Source organism: Streptomyces lateritius (assembly GCF_014649715.1).
Classification (GTDB): domain Bacteria; phylum Actinomycetota; class Actinomycetes; order Streptomycetales; family Streptomycetaceae; genus Streptomyces; species Streptomyces lateritius.
Map to the genome: position 1 here is coordinate 207,108 of NZ_BMTO01000004.1, position 15,887 is coordinate 222,994.

General features: G+C 71.1%; 15 protein-coding genes. 9 read left to right on the forward strand and 6 right to left on the reverse strand.

All coding sequences use genetic code 11. From position 1 onward, the window contains the following. Nucleotides 1–50 precede the first annotated feature (50 nt). The 3 genes from IE136_RS09860 to IE136_RS09870 all read left to right on the forward strand — a co-directional run bounded on the left by IE136_RS09860 (nt 51) and on the right by IE136_RS09870 (nt 3,650). A complete protein-coding gene (locus tag IE136_RS09860) occupies nt 51–1,121 on the forward strand; it encodes a quaternary amine ABC transporter ATP-binding protein (RefSeq protein ID WP_158985652.1) in 1,071 nt (356 codons plus the stop codon). Continuing rightward, complete coding sequence (locus IE136_RS09865; RefSeq protein WP_158985650.1) at nt 1,114–2,922, forward strand: ABC transporter permease/substrate binding protein; 1,809 nt, start codon at nt 1,114–1,116, stop codon at nt 2,920–2,922. The genes IE136_RS09860 and IE136_RS09865 overlap by 8 nt, the downstream gene beginning before the upstream one ends. 173 nt (nt 2,923–3,095) lie before the next feature. Further along, nucleotides 3,096–3,650: a helix-turn-helix domain-containing protein gene (locus tag IE136_RS09870; protein WP_158985648.1), complete on the forward strand. Its 555-nt coding sequence runs from the start codon at nt 3,096–3,098 to the stop codon at nt 3,648–3,650. Between the two features lie 64 nt (nt 3,651–3,714). Here the strand turns inward: IE136_RS09870 and IE136_RS09875 are convergent, their stop codons facing one another. Further along, entirely contained in the window at nt 3,715–4,833 is a 1,119-nt protein-coding gene (locus IE136_RS09875; protein WP_189600125.1) for a TDT family transporter, read from the reverse strand. A 70-nt stretch (nt 4,834–4,903) separates the two neighbouring features. Here IE136_RS09875 and IE136_RS09880 point away from each other — a divergent pair, with 70 nt between their 5' ends. Further along, nucleotides 4,904–5,827, forward strand: coding sequence for a LysR family transcriptional regulator (locus IE136_RS09880; RefSeq protein WP_189600126.1), 924 nt, complete (start codon nt 4,904–4,906; stop codon nt 5,825–5,827). An 84-nt stretch (nt 5,828–5,911) separates the two neighbouring features. Here IE136_RS09880 and IE136_RS09885 read toward each other — a convergent pair whose 3' ends face one another. Genes IE136_RS09885 through IE136_RS09895 form a run of 3 tightly spaced genes read right to left on the reverse strand, consistent with a single transcriptional unit; the run spans nt 5,912 to nt 8,886 of the window. Next, nucleotides 5,912–6,595: a gamma-glutamyl-gamma-aminobutyrate hydrolase family protein gene (locus tag IE136_RS09885; protein ID WP_158994078.1), complete on the reverse strand. Its 684-nt coding sequence runs from the start codon at nt 6,593–6,595 to the stop codon at nt 5,912–5,914. A 47-nt stretch (nt 6,596–6,642) separates the two neighbouring features. Continuing rightward, nucleotides 6,643–8,121: an ethanolamine permease gene (gene eat, locus IE136_RS09890; RefSeq protein WP_229818746.1), complete on the reverse strand. Its 1,479-nt coding sequence runs from the start codon at nt 8,119–8,121 to the stop codon at nt 6,643–6,645. Between the two features lie 36 nt (nt 8,122–8,157). Then, nucleotides 8,158–8,886, reverse strand: coding sequence for a FadR/GntR family transcriptional regulator (locus IE136_RS09895; protein WP_189600127.1), 729 nt, complete (start codon nt 8,884–8,886; stop codon nt 8,158–8,160). Nucleotides 8,887–8,964: 78 nt separating this feature from the next. On the opposite strand from IE136_RS09895, the gene IE136_RS09900 reads away from it, so the two are divergent. Genes IE136_RS09900 through IE136_RS09910 form a run of 3 tightly spaced genes read left to right on the forward strand, consistent with a single transcriptional unit; the run spans nt 8,965 to nt 12,523 of the window. Next, a complete protein-coding gene (locus tag IE136_RS09900; RefSeq protein WP_158985640.1) occupies nt 8,965–10,335 on the forward strand; it encodes a glutamine synthetase family protein in 1,371 nt (456 codons plus the stop codon). An 8-nt stretch (nt 10,336–10,343) separates the two neighbouring features. Further along, nucleotides 10,344–11,726, forward strand: a complete 1,383-nt coding sequence (locus IE136_RS09905; RefSeq protein ID WP_229818747.1) for an aldehyde dehydrogenase family protein — start codon at nt 10,344–10,346, stop codon at nt 11,724–11,726. Nucleotides 11,727–11,731: 5 nt separating this feature from the next. Continuing rightward, on the forward strand, nt 11,732–12,523 hold the full coding sequence (locus IE136_RS09910) for a 3-oxoacyl-ACP reductase (RefSeq protein ID WP_158985638.1): 792 nt from the start codon (nt 11,732–11,734) through the stop codon (nt 12,521–12,523). A 165-nt stretch (nt 12,524–12,688) separates the two neighbouring features. On the opposite strand, the gene IE136_RS09915 is transcribed toward IE136_RS09910, so the two are convergent. Beyond that, the gene (locus IE136_RS09915; protein ID WP_189600128.1) at nt 12,689–13,150 is read right to left on the reverse strand and encodes a hypothetical protein; all 462 of its coding nucleotides are present in this window, start codon (nt 13,148–13,150) and stop codon (nt 12,689–12,691) included. Nucleotides 13,151–13,323: 173 nt separating this feature from the next. Between IE136_RS09915 and IE136_RS09920 the strand changes: the two genes are divergently transcribed. Beyond that, complete coding sequence (locus tag IE136_RS09920; RefSeq protein ID WP_189600129.1) at nt 13,324–14,253, forward strand: LysR family transcriptional regulator; 930 nt, start codon at nt 13,324–13,326, stop codon at nt 14,251–14,253. Nucleotides 14,254–14,573: 320 nt separating this feature from the next. On the opposite strand, the gene IE136_RS09925 is transcribed toward IE136_RS09920, so the two are convergent. Further along, nucleotides 14,574–15,056, reverse strand: a complete 483-nt coding sequence (locus IE136_RS09925) for a hypothetical protein (protein WP_158985632.1) — start codon at nt 15,054–15,056, stop codon at nt 14,574–14,576. A gap of 612 nt (nt 15,057–15,668) precedes the next feature. Here IE136_RS09925 and IE136_RS09930 point away from each other — a divergent pair. Next, the coding region (locus IE136_RS09930) for a DUF2510 domain-containing protein (protein WP_189600130.1) at nt 15,669–15,887 on the forward strand (219 nt) is incomplete at its 3' end.

Below are 15,887 nucleotides of genomic sequence, written 5' to 3' on the forward strand. Positions count from 1 at the left end.
GGACGGAGTCCTAGGGCAGGGCCGTTTTCGTTTCAACGCGTGAGGTATATGTGTCCAGGCTCCAGGCCGACCATCTCTACAAGGTGTTCGGCAGACGACCCGACGAAGCCGTGAAGAAGCTCGCCGACGGCGCGGACCGCGACGAGCTGCGCGCGGACGGCACGACGGCCGCCGTGATCGACGCGTCCTTCGTCGTCGAACCCGGCCAGATCTTCGTCGTGATGGGTCTGTCCGGATCCGGCAAGTCCACCCTCCTGCGCATGCTCAACGGCCTGCTCGAGCCCACGGCGGGCCGGGTGCTGTTCGACGGCAAGGACCTCACCGCGCTGAGCCCCCGCGATCTGCGCACCGTGCGATCCACGAAGATCAGCATGGTGTTCCAGCACTTCGCGCTCTTCCCGCACCGCAGCGTCCTGGAGAACGCCGCCTACGGCCTGGAGGTCCAGGGCGTCCCGCGCGCCGAGCGCGAGGCCCGCGCCGTCGAGGCGCTGGAGCTGTGCGGCCTCGCCGGCTGGGAGAAGTCCTGGCCCGACGAGCTCTCCGGGGGCATGCAGCAGCGCGTCGGCCTGGCCCGCGCGCTCGCCACCGACGCCGATCTGCTCCTCATGGACGAGTCGTTCAGCGCGCTCGACCCGCTGATCCGCCGCGACATGCAGGACCAGCTCCTGGAACTGCAGAAGCGGCTGAAGAAGACGATCGTCTTCATCACCCACGACCTCAACGAGGCCATGCGCCTCGGCGACCGGATCGCGGTCATGCGGGACGGTCGGATCGTCCAGCTCGGCACCGCCGAGGACATCCTGATCCGCCCCGCCAACGACTACGTCGCCTCCTTCATCCAGGACGTCGACCGTTCGCGGGTGCTCACGGCCGCCTCGGTGATGACCACCCCCGAGCACCCCGCGCCCGACTCCTGCGGCTGCGAGACCGTCGGCCCCGACACCCTCGTCGCCGACCTGTGCGCGGTCAGCGCCCGCGTTCCGCACCCGGTGGCCGTCAAGGACACCGACGGCGCGGTCCTCGGAGTCGTACCGCAGTCCCGGCTGATCGGCTTCATCGGGGACGAACAGCGCCCGCCCCTCGCCTGCGCCACCGGCACGGAGGTGATCTCCCATGCCTAGGCTCCCCCTCGGCCCGTGGGTCGACAGCTCCGTCGACTGGCTCCAGGCGCAGCTCGCCTGGCTCTTCGACGCCGTCAGCGCCGCCGTCACCGGTCTGTACGACGGGATCGACGCGGTCCTCTCCGCGCCCGAGCCCCTGCTCTTCGCCGGCATCCTCGCCGTCGTCGCCTGGTGGCTGCGTGGTCTGTCCGCCGGCGTCCTCGCCTTCGCGGGCTTCGCGCTCGTCGACTCCATCGAGCTGTGGGACGACGCCATGTCGACCCTCTCCCTCGTACTGGTCGCCACCCTGGTGACCCTGGCGATCGCGATCCCGCTCGGCATCTGGGCGGCCCGCTCCAAGACCGTCAGCGCCGTCATGCGCCCGGTCCTGGACTTCATGCAGACCATGCCCGCCATGGTCTACCTGATCCCCGGCATCATCTTCTTCGGCGTCGGTGTGGTCCCCGGCATCATCGCCACCATCATCTTCGCCCTGCCGCCGGGCGTGCGGATGACCGAGCTCGGCATCCGGCAGGTCGACGGCGAACTCGTCGAGGCCGCCGAGGCGTTCGGCACGAGCCCCCGCGCCACGCTGCTCCGCGTTCAGCTGCCGCTCGCCCTGCCCACGATCATGGCCGGCGTCAACCAGGTGATCATGCTGGGCCTGTCCATGGTCGTCATCGCCGGCATGGTCGGCGGCGGCGGGCTCGGCGGCGCGGTCTACCGCGCCATCGGCAACGTCGACATCGGTCTCGGCTTCGAGGCCGGCGTCTCCATCGTCATCCTCGCCATGTACCTGGACCGGATGACCGGCGCGCTGGGCCGCCAGGTCTCGCCGCTCGGCCGCCGGGCCCTCGCCAAGGCACGGGCCGCGGTAGCCGCCCGCACCGGGGCGAAGGTCTGGGGCCACCGCCCCCAGCCCGTCACCGCCCTCGTCGGCGTCGTCGTGCTCGCGCTCGTCGCGGGCGGCATGGGCTTCCTGGGCGCCGGCAGCCCGGCGACCGCCACGGCCGGCGGCGGCAAGAACACCGGCCACGGCAAGGAGATCAGCCTCGGCTACATCCCGTGGGACGAGGGGATCGCCTCCACCTTCCTCTGGAAGGAGCTCCTGGAACGGCGCGGCTACGAGGTCGAGACCAGGCAGCTGGAGGCCGGCGCGCTCTACACCGGCCTCGCCGGCGGCCAGATCGACTTCCAGACCGACGCCTGGCTCCCCGTCACCCACGCCCAGTACTGGGAGAAGTACCGCAACAAGCTCGAGGACCTCGGCTCCTGGTACGGCCCCACCTCCCTGGAGCTGTCCGTGCCGTCCTACATGAAGGGCGTCGACTCGCTCGACGACCTCAAGGGCAGGAGCGGCGAGTTCAAGGGCCGGATCATCGGCATCGAGCCGAGCGCGGGAATGATGGGCATCCTCAAGGACAAGGTCCTGAACGACTACGGCCTCAAGGGTGAGTACAAGGTCGTCGACGGCTCCACGCCCGGCATGCTCGCCGAGCTGAAGCGCGCCTACGACAAGAAGGAACCGGTCGTCGTCACGCTCTGGTCCCCGCACTGGGCCTACTCGACCTACGACCTCAAGAAGCTCAAGGACCCGAAGGGCTCCTGGGGCAAGGGCGACGGCGTGCACACCCTGGCCCGCAAGGGCTTCACCGCCGACAACCCCGAGGTCGGCGCCTGGCTGAAGAACTTCGAGCTGACCGAGAAGCAGCTGACGGATCTCGAAGCCGCCATCCAGCAGTCCGGCAAGGGCAAGGAGCAGGAGGCGGTCCGCGGCTGGCTGGAGAAGAACCCCGGCCTCCCGGAGAAACTGACCCCGTAGCGAGGAGTGCGACGGATTCCGAGTCTTCCGACTCCTGTCCGGAAGGGGGCGGTCGCCGACCGTGTTCGGCGGCCGCCCCTTTTCGCCACGACGCGAAACCCCAGCCCAAAGCTGCGTAAGGTTCAGGTAACCGACCAGTACACAGCAGACGAGGGACGAGGGAGGGAGCCGACATGGACGACAAGGAATCCCCACGCGTGGGCGCGGCCGTCAAGAGGCGCCGCAGAGCGCTCCAGCTCACCCTGGCCGTCGTCGCCTCGCGCAGCGGTCTCTCCGTGCCCTTCCTCAGCCAGATCGAGAACGAGCGGGCCAGACCCAGCATGCGCTCCCTGCAGCTCGTCGCCGAAGCGCTCGACACCACGTCCGGCGAACTGCTCGCCGCCGCCGAGTCCGCCCGTACCGTCGACGTCGTACGGTCCGACGAGGAAGAGCTCCACGACCTGCCCGCCGGGGTACGGCCCCTGGTGCGCGGCCGCCATCAGCTGCACGCGCTCGAGTTCACCGGCGAGCGGGACGCGGGCCGCGAATTCCAGCACCGCAACGACGAGTTGCTCTTCGTCGCCGACGGCGCCGCCGAGGTCGAGGCCGAGGGCCGCGCCTACCGGCTCGAACGCGGCGACACGCTCTACCTCTCCGGAGGGGTACGGCACCGGTGGCGTGCCACCGAGCCCGGCACCCGCCTGCTCGTCGTCGCCGTCGCCGAACACATCGAGGCCACCGACCTCTGAGGGCTGTGGCCCGTGTTCTCAGGATCCCGCCAGACGAGCCGAACGCGGCGGGCGGGGCGTCATCTCACTGGCCGGGCTCCGCGAGCAGCGTCCCGCCGAGCAGGCCCCGCGCGGTGTGGAGGGCGGCCACCAGCCAGGCGGCGACGAGGAACACGTACAGCACGATCGCGAGCCACCGGAAGGCGTCGAGCCCGGTGTGCCGGGCCAGTCCCTCCGCGCCCGTCACACACGTCCCGACCGGGAAGGTGAAGGCCCACCAGGTCATCGCGAACCCCATGCCCCGGTACCGCGCCCGCAGGACCAGCGCCCCGGCGAGCGCCAGCCACAGCAGGGCGAAGCCCATGACCGGCACGCCGTGGAGGACGGCGAAGGCGGTGAAGCCCTGTCCGTACGGGGCCGGCAGCAGGCCCGGGGCGGCGTCCGCGAACGTGTTCGCGGCGGTGGTCGACTGGCCAAGCGGGCCGAGGACCAGGAAGAGCGTGGGGGTGAGCGCGAGCGGCAGCGGGCCGCCGGTGACCAGCCGGCCGAAGATGAGCGGCAGCATCACGAGGGTGGCGAGCAGACTGACGCCGAACATCGCGTAGCAGGCGATCAGCAGCGTCTGCTGCGCCTGCCCGGCGGGCAGGTGGGGGAGGAGGAGGGGGCCCACGGCGGCGGAGACCATCGGCGCCACCACCGGCAGCAGCCACACCGGGGAGGCGCTCTCGATCCTGTGGTGGACCACCATGAGGTAGGGGATCGCTACGGCCGCGGCCAGACCGATCACCGTGCCCGCCGTGAACAGGACGGTGTCGAGCGCCACGGCCGCCGGGAGCCCGATCCAGTCCCTGCCGACGGTCATGGCGCCGCCGCCGACCGCGAGCATCGCCATCGACAGACAGCCGTAGAACGGGGCGACGGCCGGGTCGAGCAGATGTGCGCGCGCCCGGTCGCGGTGGTGGATCCAGTGCAGGGAGCGGGCCGTGAGCAGGGTCAGGAGCATCGCCAGGGAGAGCGCCCATACGGCCGCGCAGGCGGTGCGCAGACCGGGGACGTGCACGGGGAGGGCGGCTCCCGCGTTGGCGACGATGGCGGTGCCCATCACGGAGGCGTACCAGTTGGGGCCGAGGTGACGGACCGCGGCCGCCCGCACGCCGGGGGTGGTGGCGAGGGGGACCGGACGGGAAGGTGCGAGGGTTGCCATGGCTTCACCGTCGTACCGATGCGCTGTCCCGACCAGGGATCTTGGCGCTATGACGTCATAAGCTGACTTTATGACCAGTGAGAGCAGTGTCACCTCCCCCCTGTCCCACCGGGTCCCCGATCTCGGCGCGCTCGAACTCCTCCTGGCCGTCGCCCGCCACGGGAGCCTGGGACGGGCCGCCCGGGAGGTCGGGATCACCCAGCCCGCCGCGAGCAGCCGCATCCGCTCGATGGAGCGGCAGCTGGGGGTGGCGCTGGTGGACCGTTCGCCGCGTGGCTCGCGGCTCACGGACGCGGGCGCCCTGGTGACGGACTGGGCACGGCGGATCGTGGAGGCGGCGGAGGCCTTCGACGCCGGCGCGCAGGCGCTGCGGGGGCGCCGGGACTCGCGGCTGCGGGTGGCCGCCTCGATGACGATCGCCGAGTACCTGCTGCCGGGCTGGCTGATCGCGCTGCGCGCGGAGCGGCCCGGCACGGCCGTGTCCCTCATGGCGGGGAACTCGGCGGTGGTCGCGGAGCGACTGCTCGCCGGCGAGGCGGACCTGGGTTTCGTGGAGGGGCTCGCCGTGCCGGAGGGCCTGAACGGGGCGGTCGTCGCCCACGACCGGCTGGCCGTGGTCGCCGCGCCCTCCCATCCGTGGTCCCGCCGCCGCAAGCGCCTCGACCCATCCGAACTGGCCGCGACTCCGCTGATCCTGCGCGAAAGGGGCTCGGGCACCCGTCAGGTCCTCGACTCCGCGCTCGCCGCCCACGGCGGCCTGGCCCAGCCGCTGCTCGAACTGGCCTCCACCACGGCGGTGAAGGCGGCGGCGGTCAGCGGCGCCGGTCCGGCGGTCCTGAGCGAGCTCGCGATCATGGAGGAGCTGGCCTCGCGCCGTCTGGTGGAGATTCCGGTCGAGGGTGTCCTGCTCCGCCGCGACCTGCGCGCGGTCTGGCCCACCGGCCACCGCCCCACGGGCCCGGCGCGCGACCTGCTGTCCCTGACCCGGGCGTGACCCGGCCCTCCGGGGGCCGTCCGGCCTGATCCCGTCCTGATCGACGAGGCACCCCGGGCGCCGTCCGGCCGGAGTGGCCTCGGCTCAGGCCCCCGCCGCCGCCGTGACCAGGCCCCGCATCACCCGTAGGTCCTCGCCCATCTCCGGGTGCCACTGGACGCCCAACGCCCAGGCCGGTTCAGCCAGTTCGATCGCCTCGACGGTGCCGTCCTCCGCGTACGCCGAGGGCGCCAGGCCCTTGCCCAGGCGGTCCACCGCCTGGTGGTGGTAGGTCGGCACCGAGGTCAGCTCCGGGACCAGCGAGGCGTACCGCGTCCCCGGGACCGGCTTCACCGCGTGCCGGCCGATCACGCCGACCGCCTCCACGTGGCCGTCCAGGTGCTGGATCAGGGTCCCGCCGAGGGCCACGTTCAACAGCTGCATGCCCCGGCAGATGCCGAGCAGCGGAGTCCCCGAGGACAGCGCCGCCTCCACCAGGGCCAGCTCCCAGGCGTCCCTGGCCCGGGCCGGCGGGCCCGTACGAGGGTCGGGCGCGGCCCCGTACCGTACCGGCTCGACGTCCGCCCCGCCCGCGACCACCAGGGCGTCGAGGCGGGCCACCACCCGGGCCGCCGCAGACGGCTCGTCCGGCGGAAGCATCGCCGCGAGGCCTCCGCTCGCCTGGACCAGGCGGGGGTACTGCGCCGGTAGCAGAGCGGCGGGCATGTCCCACACCCCCCAGCGGGCCTGGTCCAGGTAGGTCGTCACGCCGATGAGCGGCTTGGTCACGGGGGGCACGGGGTTCACGGGTGTTCCTCCGGTAGGGGATGGGGGCGTCAGTCGCGTTCCAGCTCGGCCTCGGCCGCCGCGAGCGCCGCGAACTCCTCCTCCGGTGCCTTGGCCACCAGATGGTGCCGACTGTAGAACGCGAAGTAGGCGAGGGCGATCACATAGACCGCCAGTGCGATGAACGCCGCCTCCTTGTCGACCAGGAAGGTCGCCACCAGCGCGGAGGCGGCGAGGACGAGGGCGACCGACGAGGTCACCACGCCGCCCGGTGTCCGGTACGGCCGGGGCAGCTCCGGCTCGCGGCGGCGCAGCACGATGTGGGAGAGCGCCATCAGGGCGTACGAGATGGTGGCTCCGAACACGGCGATGTTCAGCATCCGCGCCCCGTCGCCGGTCCCGGCGGCGAGCGCGAAGCCGATGGCACCCGGGATCAGCAGCCCCAGGTACGGTGACTTGCGCCGGCTGGTCAGGGAGAGGAACCGGGGCAGGTAGCCGGCCCTCGACAGGGCGAAGAGCTGGCGTGAACCGGCGTAGATGAGTGAGAAGAACGAGGCCACGAGCCCCGCGAGACCGGCGTAGTTCACGAAGCGGCTCAGCGTCGTCGGGTCGCCGTCGCCCTGCAGTGCCACCACCAGCGGGTTGCCCGCCTCTTGGATCGCCGCCGAGCCGCGGGCGCCCGTGGAGGCGAAGAAGGTCACCACGGCGAGCAGCACCAGGATGCCCATCGACAGGGCGAGCGCCCTGGGCATCGAGCGGACCGGATCCTTGGCCTCCTCCGCGGCGAGCGGCACACCCTCGACGCCGAGGAAGAACCACATGCCGAAGGGGAACGCCGCCCAGATGCCGAGGAGACCGTAGGGCAGCCAGGAGTTGGAGCCGAAGGCCTCGCCGTCGACCGGGATGTCGTTCAGCCCGTCGACGTGGAAGTCGCTGAGCGCGCCGAGCGCGAAGATCACGAGCGCCGCGACCGCGATCGCCGTCACGATCAGGCTGAAGCGCAGCGCCTCGCCCACGCCGTACAGATGGATCCCGATGAAGATCACGAAGCAGGCGAGGTAGACCGGCCAGCCGGACTCCAGGCCGAAGAGGCCGAGCGACTCGACGTAGTCGCCGATGAAGATCGAGATCGCGGCGGGCGCGAGGATGTACTCGATGAGGATGGCGGTGCCGGTGAGGAAGCCGCCCCAGGTGCCGAGCGCGCGGCGCGCGAAGCCGTAACCGCCGCCCGCGGTGGGCAGGATGGCGGAGAGTTCGGCCAGCGCGAAGACGAGGCAGGCGTACATCGCGCCCATCAGGACGGTGGCGACGGCGAGCCCGCCGAAGCCGCCCTTGGACAGGCCGATGTTCCAGCCGGAGAAGTCGCCGGAGACGACATAGGCGACGCCGAGCCCGGTGAGCAGCAGCCAGCCGGCGCTGCCGCGGCGCAGGGCGCGGCGTTCGAGGTAGTCGTCGGGCGCGGTCTTGTCCCCGGTGGTGTCTTCGAGCAGCGTCAGCTCCCCGCAACGGGCCCAATGGATTGGCCCCATACCTTTGCGCCGCAGCGGGCCCGCCAGGCCGCCCCCTCATGTCAGGAAGCCGCGCAGCAGCGCCGCCGTGCCGCCGCAGTGTTCGCGCGTCACCTCGCGTGCCGCGTCCGCGTCCCCGTCGAGGACCGCCTCCACCAGGGCCGTGTGCTGGTGCTGGGAGTGCTCCAGATTGCGTACGAGGAGGGGGATGCAGTCCAACAGGTCGTTGACCGTCGCCCGGACGGCCGCGTACTGCGTCGTGAGCGACGGTGAGCCCGACAGCTCGGCCAGGGTGAGGTGCAGCAGCGTGTCCTGGCGGCGGTAGTCGGCCAGCGGGGCGTCGTGCGTCGCCGCGAGAGCCGTACGGAGCCGCTCGGCGCCCTCGTCGGTCAGGCCGTGCGCCGCGCAGAGCCCGGCCGCGCCGACCTCCAGCACCTCGCGGAAGCGCAGCGTGTCCTCGACGTCGACGGCGGCGATCCGGCGGCGCAGCTCGTCCTCGTCGGCCGTCTGGGGCCGGTGCAGCACGAACGTCCCGCCGTAGCGGCCCCGCCGGCTCTCCACCAGGCCCTGTTCCTGGAGGACCTTCAGGACCTCGCGCAGGGTGACGCGGCTGATCCCCATCCGCTCGGCCAGTTCCCGCTCGGCGGGCAGCCGCTCCCCGCCGGGGACGAGCCCCAGGCGCACCACCTGCAGGATCTGCTCCAGCGCCTCCTCGAAACCGTTCCCCGCCCGGACCGGCCGCAGCACGGGCGTCAGCCGGTCCGCCGATTCACTCGTACTGGCCACGTTGCCGTTTCCCCTTCCCAATCAATGGTCTTCCGCAATACCTTATGTCTTCCGGCTGACCGAAGGAGGAGTAATCCCGTGGCAGACCGCAAAGCCCCGCTCTCCGTCGAGGAGCTACGCGCCCTCGTGGCGAGCGGTGAGATCGACACGGTCGTCCTGGCCTTCCCCGACATGCAGGGGCGGCTCCAGGGCAAGCGGTTCGCCGCACCGTTCTTCCTCGACGACGTCCTCGACCACGGCACCGAGGGCTGCAACTATCTCCTGGCCGTCGACACCGAGATGAACACGGTCGACGGATACGAGATGTCCTCCTGGGACCGCGGCTACGGCGACTTCGCCATGCTCCCCGACCTCACCACCCTGCGCCGCGTCCCCTGGAACGAGGGTACGGCGATGCTCATCGCCGACCTCGCCTGGAGCGACGGCTCGCCCGTCGTCGCCGCCCCCCGCCAGATCCTCCGCCGCCAGCTGGAACGGCTCGCCGAGCACGGCTGGACCGCCCACGTCGGCACGGAGCTCGAGTTCATCGTCTTCAAGGACACCTACGAGCAGGCCTGGAACGCGAACTACCGGGGTCTGACCCCGGCCAACCAGTACAACGTCGACTACTCCGTCCTCGGTACCGGCCGCGTCGAACCCCTGCTGCGCCGCATCCGCAACGAGATGGCCGGCGCCGGCCTGACCGTGGAGTCCGCCAAGGGCGAGTGCAACCCCGGACAGCACGAGATCGCCTTCAAGTACGACGAGGCGCTCGTCACCTGCGACCAGCACGCCGTCTACAAGACGGGCGCCAAGGAGATCGCCGCCCAGGAGGGCGTCTCGCTCACCTTCATGGCGAAGTACAACGAGCGCGAGGGCAACTCCTGCCACATCCACCTCTCCCTCCAGGCCCTCGACGAACCCGGCCGCAACGTGATGGCCGGTGACGGGCCCGGCGGCATGTCGGACGTCATGCGGTACTTCCTCGCCGGCCAGCTCGCCGCCCTGCGCGATTTCTCCCTCCTCTACGCCCCCAACATCAACTCCTACAAGCGCTTCCAGCCCGGCTCCTTCGCCCCCACCGCCGTCGCCTGGGGCGTCGACAACCGCACCTGTTCCCTGCGCGTCGTCGGCCACGGCCGCTCGATGCGCTTCGAGAACCGCCTCCCCGGCGGAGACGTCAACCCCCACCTCGCCGTCGCCGGCCTGGTCGCCGCCGGCCTGTACGGCATCGAGCACCGTCTCGAACTGCCCCCGGCCTGCGACGGCAACGCCTACACCGCCGAGTACGCCCACGTCCCGACCACCCTGCGCGAGGCCGCCGAGCTGTGGGAGACCAGCCCGATCGCCAAGGCCGCCTTCGGTGACGAGGTCGTCGCCCACTACCGCAACATGGCCCGCGTCGAACTCGACGCGTACGACGCCGCGGTGACCGACTGGGAGCTGCGCCGCTCCTTCGAACGCATGTGAGGAACGCGTTGTCGCACGAACTGCATGGACCGCACGAACTGATCGTCCTCAACCCGGCGACCGAGGAGGTCGTCGCCACCGTCCCCGCCGCGACCCCGGCGGACGTCGACACCGCCGTCGCCCGCGCGACCGAGGCCCAGCGCGGATGGGCCGCACTCGCCCCCGCCGGCCGGGCCGGGCTGCTGCGCCGTTTCGCCGCCGTCGTCGACGCCCACAACGAGGAGCTCGCCCTCCTGGAGGTCCGCGAGGCCGGCCACACCCTCGGCAACGCCCGCTGGGAGGCGGGCAACGTCCGCGATCTGCTCGACTTCGCGGCCGGGGGGGTGGAACGGCTCAGCGGCCGCCAGATCCCCGTCGCGGGCGGGATCGACATCACCCTGCTCGAACCCCTCGGTGTCGTCGGCGTGATCGCGCCCTGGAACTTCCCCATGCCGATCGCCGCATGGGCTCTCGCCCCGGCCCTCGCCGCCGGCAACGCGGTACTCCTCAAGCCCGCCGAGGCCACCCCTCTCACGGCTCTCCGGCTCGCCGAACTCGCCCTGGAGGCCGGGCTCCCCGACGGCCTCTTCCAGGTCCTGCCGGGCGAGGGCGCCGTCGCGGGCGACGCGCTCGTCCGACACCCCGGCATCGCCAAGATCGTCTTCACCGGCTCCACCCGCGTCGGCAAGTCGATCATGGCGACCTGCGCGGACCAGGTGAAACGCGTGACCCTGGAACTCGGCGGCAAGAGCCCCAACCTCGTCTTCGCCGACTCCGACATCGAGGCCGCCGCGGCCGCCGCACCGATGTCCTTCCTCGACAACAGCGGCCAGGACTGCTGCGCCCGCACCCGCATCCTCGTCCAGCGGTCGGTGTACGACCGCTTCCTGGAACTGCTCACCCCCGCCGTCGAGGAGATCGTCGTCGGCGACCCCGCCGACGAACGGACCCAGATGGGCCCGCTGATCTCGCGCGCCCAGCTGGAGCGCGTACGGGCTTACGTCCCCGACACCCTCCCCGGCATCCGCGGCAAGGCCCCCGAGGGCCCCGGCTTCTGGTTCCCGCCGACCGTCCTCACCGGCGTCGCCGAGGACGCGCCCTGCGCCGTCGAGGAGATCTTCGGGCCGGTCGCCGTCGTCCTGCCCTTCACGGACGAGGCCGACGCGATCCGCCTCGCCAACGCCACCGAGTACGGCCTGTCCGGCTCCATCTGGACCCGCGACGTGGGCCGCGCCGTCCGCGTCTCCCGGGCCGTACGGGCCGGCAACCTCTCCGTCAACTCCCACTCCAGCGTCCGCTACGCCACCCCGTTCGGCGGCTACAAGCAGTCCGGCCTCGGCCGCGAACTCGGCCCCGACGCCCTGACCGCCTTCACCGAAACCAAGAACGTCTTCATCAGCACGGAGGCCTGAGAGACATGACCGACCGCACCGAAGAGCCCGTCTGCCGCCGCCTGGTCGGCCGTACCGCCGTCATCACCGGGGCCGGCAGCGGCATCGGACTCGCCACCGCCCGCCGGCTCGCCTCCGAGGGCGCCCACGTCGTCTGCGGCGACATCGACGAGACGGCCGGGAAGGCCGCCGCCGAGGAGGTCGGCGGCACCTTCGTCCAGGTCGACGTCACCGACCCCGAGCAGGTCGAGGCGCTCTTCAAGACCGCCTTCGACACCTACGGCTCCGTCGACATCGCCTTCAACAACGCCGGCATCTCGCCCCCCGACGACGACTCCATCCTCACCACGGAGCTCGACGCCTGGAAGCGCGTCCAGGACGTCAACCTCACCTCCGTCTACCTGTGCTGCAAGGCCGCCCTGCCCTACATGCGCCGGCAGGGTCGCGGCTCGATCATCAACACCGCCTCCTTCGTCGCCGTCATGGGCGCCGCCACCAGCCAGATCTCGTACACCGCCTCCAAGGGCGGCGTGCTCGCCATGTCCCGCGAACTGGGCGTCCAGTTCGCCCGCGAGGGCATCCGCGTCAACGCGCTCTGCCCTGGGCCCGTGAACACCCCGCTCCTCCAGGAACTCTTCGCCAAGGACCCGGAGCGCGCCGCCCGCCGGCTCGTGCACATCCCGGTCGGCCGCTTCGCCGAGGCCGAGGAGATCGCCGCCGCCGTCGCCTTCCTCGCCAGCGACGACTCCTCCTTCGTCAACGCCACCGACTTCCTCGTCGACGGCGGCATCGCGGGCGCGTACGTGACCCCGCTCTAGGCGTATTGATCACGAGCGTTGTCGACGGACGCGGGTCTTGATCATGGCGAAGACCTCCGGTGCGGTGAGGCTGTTCAGGCTTCACCGCACCGGAGGTCCGCGTCTCCCCCCGTGAGGCCCGGACCACATCCACTCCGCCGTCCGACGACCGCACCCGCCTCGCGCTCACATGGAGGGGGAGCCCGTGAGATCCCAACGGAGCTCGCCCTCGCCGTCGTCGGCGATGTCGTAAAGGACGGTGGCGTCACCCGTCACCCCGCCGGGCGAGCGGTAGTCCCACGCGACCTTGCAGTCCACGTGATTGGCCTCGAAGCGGTTGATCTGCGCCGTCAGGTCGCACACCATGCCGTGGAAGGTCACGTCGTACTTTTCCGTCCGAAGGTGCACATCGAAGTTGTTGAACTTGTTGCCGGCGCCCTCCTGCCAGGAAACGCTGGCTATGGCCCGGTAGGCGCCCGTGGGGACGTCTTGTTCGATACATATCTTGACAGTGACGTCGGTGTTGTACCCGTTCGTCGGAAATTCCTTGTCCTGGTGCGTGCTGCAGTATGTGGCGGCGGAGGCCGGAGCGGGCATGCCGAGCACGGGGACAAGGGCCAACGCCGACGCAGCAGCGACCTGGAGCACACGGAAAGATTTCATCGTTCCTCTTCCTGAGACGGGAGGCCCAGCGGCTCTCCGGGGTGGGCACGCAGGAGCGAATTCGCTCCGGACGGACGGGCTTCCTCTACGCTGGCGGGCCGAACAACGCGGGTTTCGGCAAGACACTCGTCAGCGGGAATGATCGATCAGGGGACGCTGTGGAGCTGCGAGACATCGAGATCTTCCTGACCCTCGCGGAGGAGCTGCACTTCGGGCGGACGGCGGAGCGGCTGCACCTGTCCCAGGCGCGTGTCAGCCAGTCGATCAAACAGCAGGAGCGACGGCTGGGCGGTGCCCTGTTCGACCGCAGCACCCGGACCGTTGCGCTGACGCTCCTGGGGCAGCGCCTGCGAGACGACTTGGAGCCTGGTTTCGGGCTCATACGAGAGGCCATGGACCGGGCAGCTGCCGCGGCCCGTGGCTGCTGCGGGACCGTACGGCTGGGAGTGATGGGAGCCCTGCCGTCGGAGCTGAGCTGGCTTGTGCAGGCGTATGTGACCCGATACCCGGAATGCGGGGTGGAGTTCGTGGAATTCCACTTCAGCGACCCGTTCGTGAAGCTCCGAACCGGTGAGGTGGATCTGCAGCTCATGTGGCTGCCCGTGCCGGAGGACCGAGCGTCATGCGGGCCCGTCGTGCTGAGGGAGGGCCGGGTCCTGGCCGTCGCCCAGGATTCACCCCTGGCAGCGAGCAGCTTCGTGTCGATGGAGGACTTGGCCGGTCAGACGGTTCTCGACCCCGGCGAGCACGTGCCGCGGGAGTGGTTCGATGCCATGTGCCCCGACCACACCCCCAGCGGCCGCCCGATCCCCCGCGGACCGCGGGCGCGGACCTTCCATGAAGTCCTCGCCCTGGTCGCGGCCGGACGCATCGTCTGCCCCCTCAACGGTCATGTCCCGCGGTACTACAGCTACCCCGGGGTCGCGCTGCTGCCGATCAACGACGCCGCGCTCACCGAATGGGCGCTGGTTCTGCCCGACTCCGCCCCCGCGCCCCATGTCCAGGCGCTCCTCGACACTGCCCGCGAACTCGGTCCCCGGCAGATCGACGACCACGCCACCAACCCCGTGCTCACCCCACTGGACTGATGCGCCGTTTCCCTGCCAGGGCTGCAGAGGCGCCGCCTCGACGGCGACTTCCCCATGAACAGCCGGAGGTCCCGGGGGCCACCCGCACGACAGCCAGGCCCTGACACCGCCGACGCGCGGCATCCCGCCGATCCGCTCCCGCTACGGACGCCGGCGCCGCCGCCCGGCCGAGCCGCTCGCCGACAAGGGCTACGACTTCGAGCACCCGCGCAGCCGGGCTGCGGCGCCGGCGGATCGTGCCGCGCATCCCTCGTCCCGGTGTCGAGACATCGGGACGCCGGTGATCGCATGGCCGACCCCACGCCCGCGCCTGAGCGATCCTAGATGGAGGGGCTGCCGGTGAGTTCCAACCTGTAGTCGCCCTCGCCATCGTTGTTGTGGTTGTAGACGAAGGTGCCGTCAGCCGTCACCGGCGCCGTGGTGGACGTCCATGCCACCTGGCAGACCGAGGAGCCGCTCCCGTCGCTGTTCACCTTCGCCTTCAAGTCGCAGACGGCTCCCCTCTTGACGACGTCGTACCTTTCCAGACGGAGGTGGTACTCCAGCTTCTCGAAGTCGACGTTCCATCCACCGTGAGTCCACCACACGGTGGACGTAGCCCGGTAAACGCCCGTGGAATCCCTTTCCACGCACATGGTGAGCTCAAGGGCTACGTCATGCCCTGGTGTGGTGATCGTGTGGTCTTGCATGGTGGCGCACTTGCGCTCGACGACCGCGGCACTCGCGGGGCTCGCGGGACCGACGACCACTGCGGCCAGAGCGGCGGTCGTCAGCGCGGCGGCGGTGATCTTGCGTGAGGTCATGGACCCTCCATATGAGACAAGGGGGGCACTGCTTTGCGCCCCATTCGGCGGGGATCAGAATGATGAGCCTTGAAAAGCCGCCGGCCGCTCGGTCGCCGATACCGGTGTGACGAACTCAAGAGGCCCGGTGGCAGGCCCGGAATCACCTTCGCCCACGGTGGCGGGCCGAACAACGCCGACTTCGGCATGGCACTCATTAGCGGAAATGATCAATCAGTGGATGTCGACCATGGCGTGGCATCCCCACCCGCCACGACAAACACCCCGGCCGCCTGCACCTCGCGCCACCGTCCTCATCCGGCTGACACCGTGATCGACGAGAAGCTTCCCGGGCAGGCACCCCGCCTCAGCGAGAGTCGACCATCCGCTCCCGCCGCCCCTTCGACTCCCCCCGACCCGGCCCCGACCCGGCATCCAGGCCCGCGGGGGAGTGCCCGGCGGCGATGACCGTCTGCCCGCAGGGCGGGGCCCGCGGCGTCTGGGCGTGTGATCGCAAGGCGGAGGGTCGCCCTCGTCCTGGGCGTACTCGGGTGATCCCGGCAACGCGGCGAGCGTGCGTGCCAGGCGTCGCGGGCCGGGCGGGACTTCACGGAGACGGCCTAGGGTGGCGGGATGAGCATGACCACACCCCCGGGCTGGTATCCGGACCCGGGCATCCCCGCTGTCGAACGCTGGTGGGACGGCACGACGTGGACCGCGCACACCCGGCCGGCGGCGGGTCCTCCCGCACCCCGGGGGCGCGGAAAGGCCCTCGCCTTCGCCGCGGCGGCGGTCGTGGTGGCGGCGGCCGCCGTCACGGGGGTCGTCCTCCTCGGGGGCGAGGAGGACGAC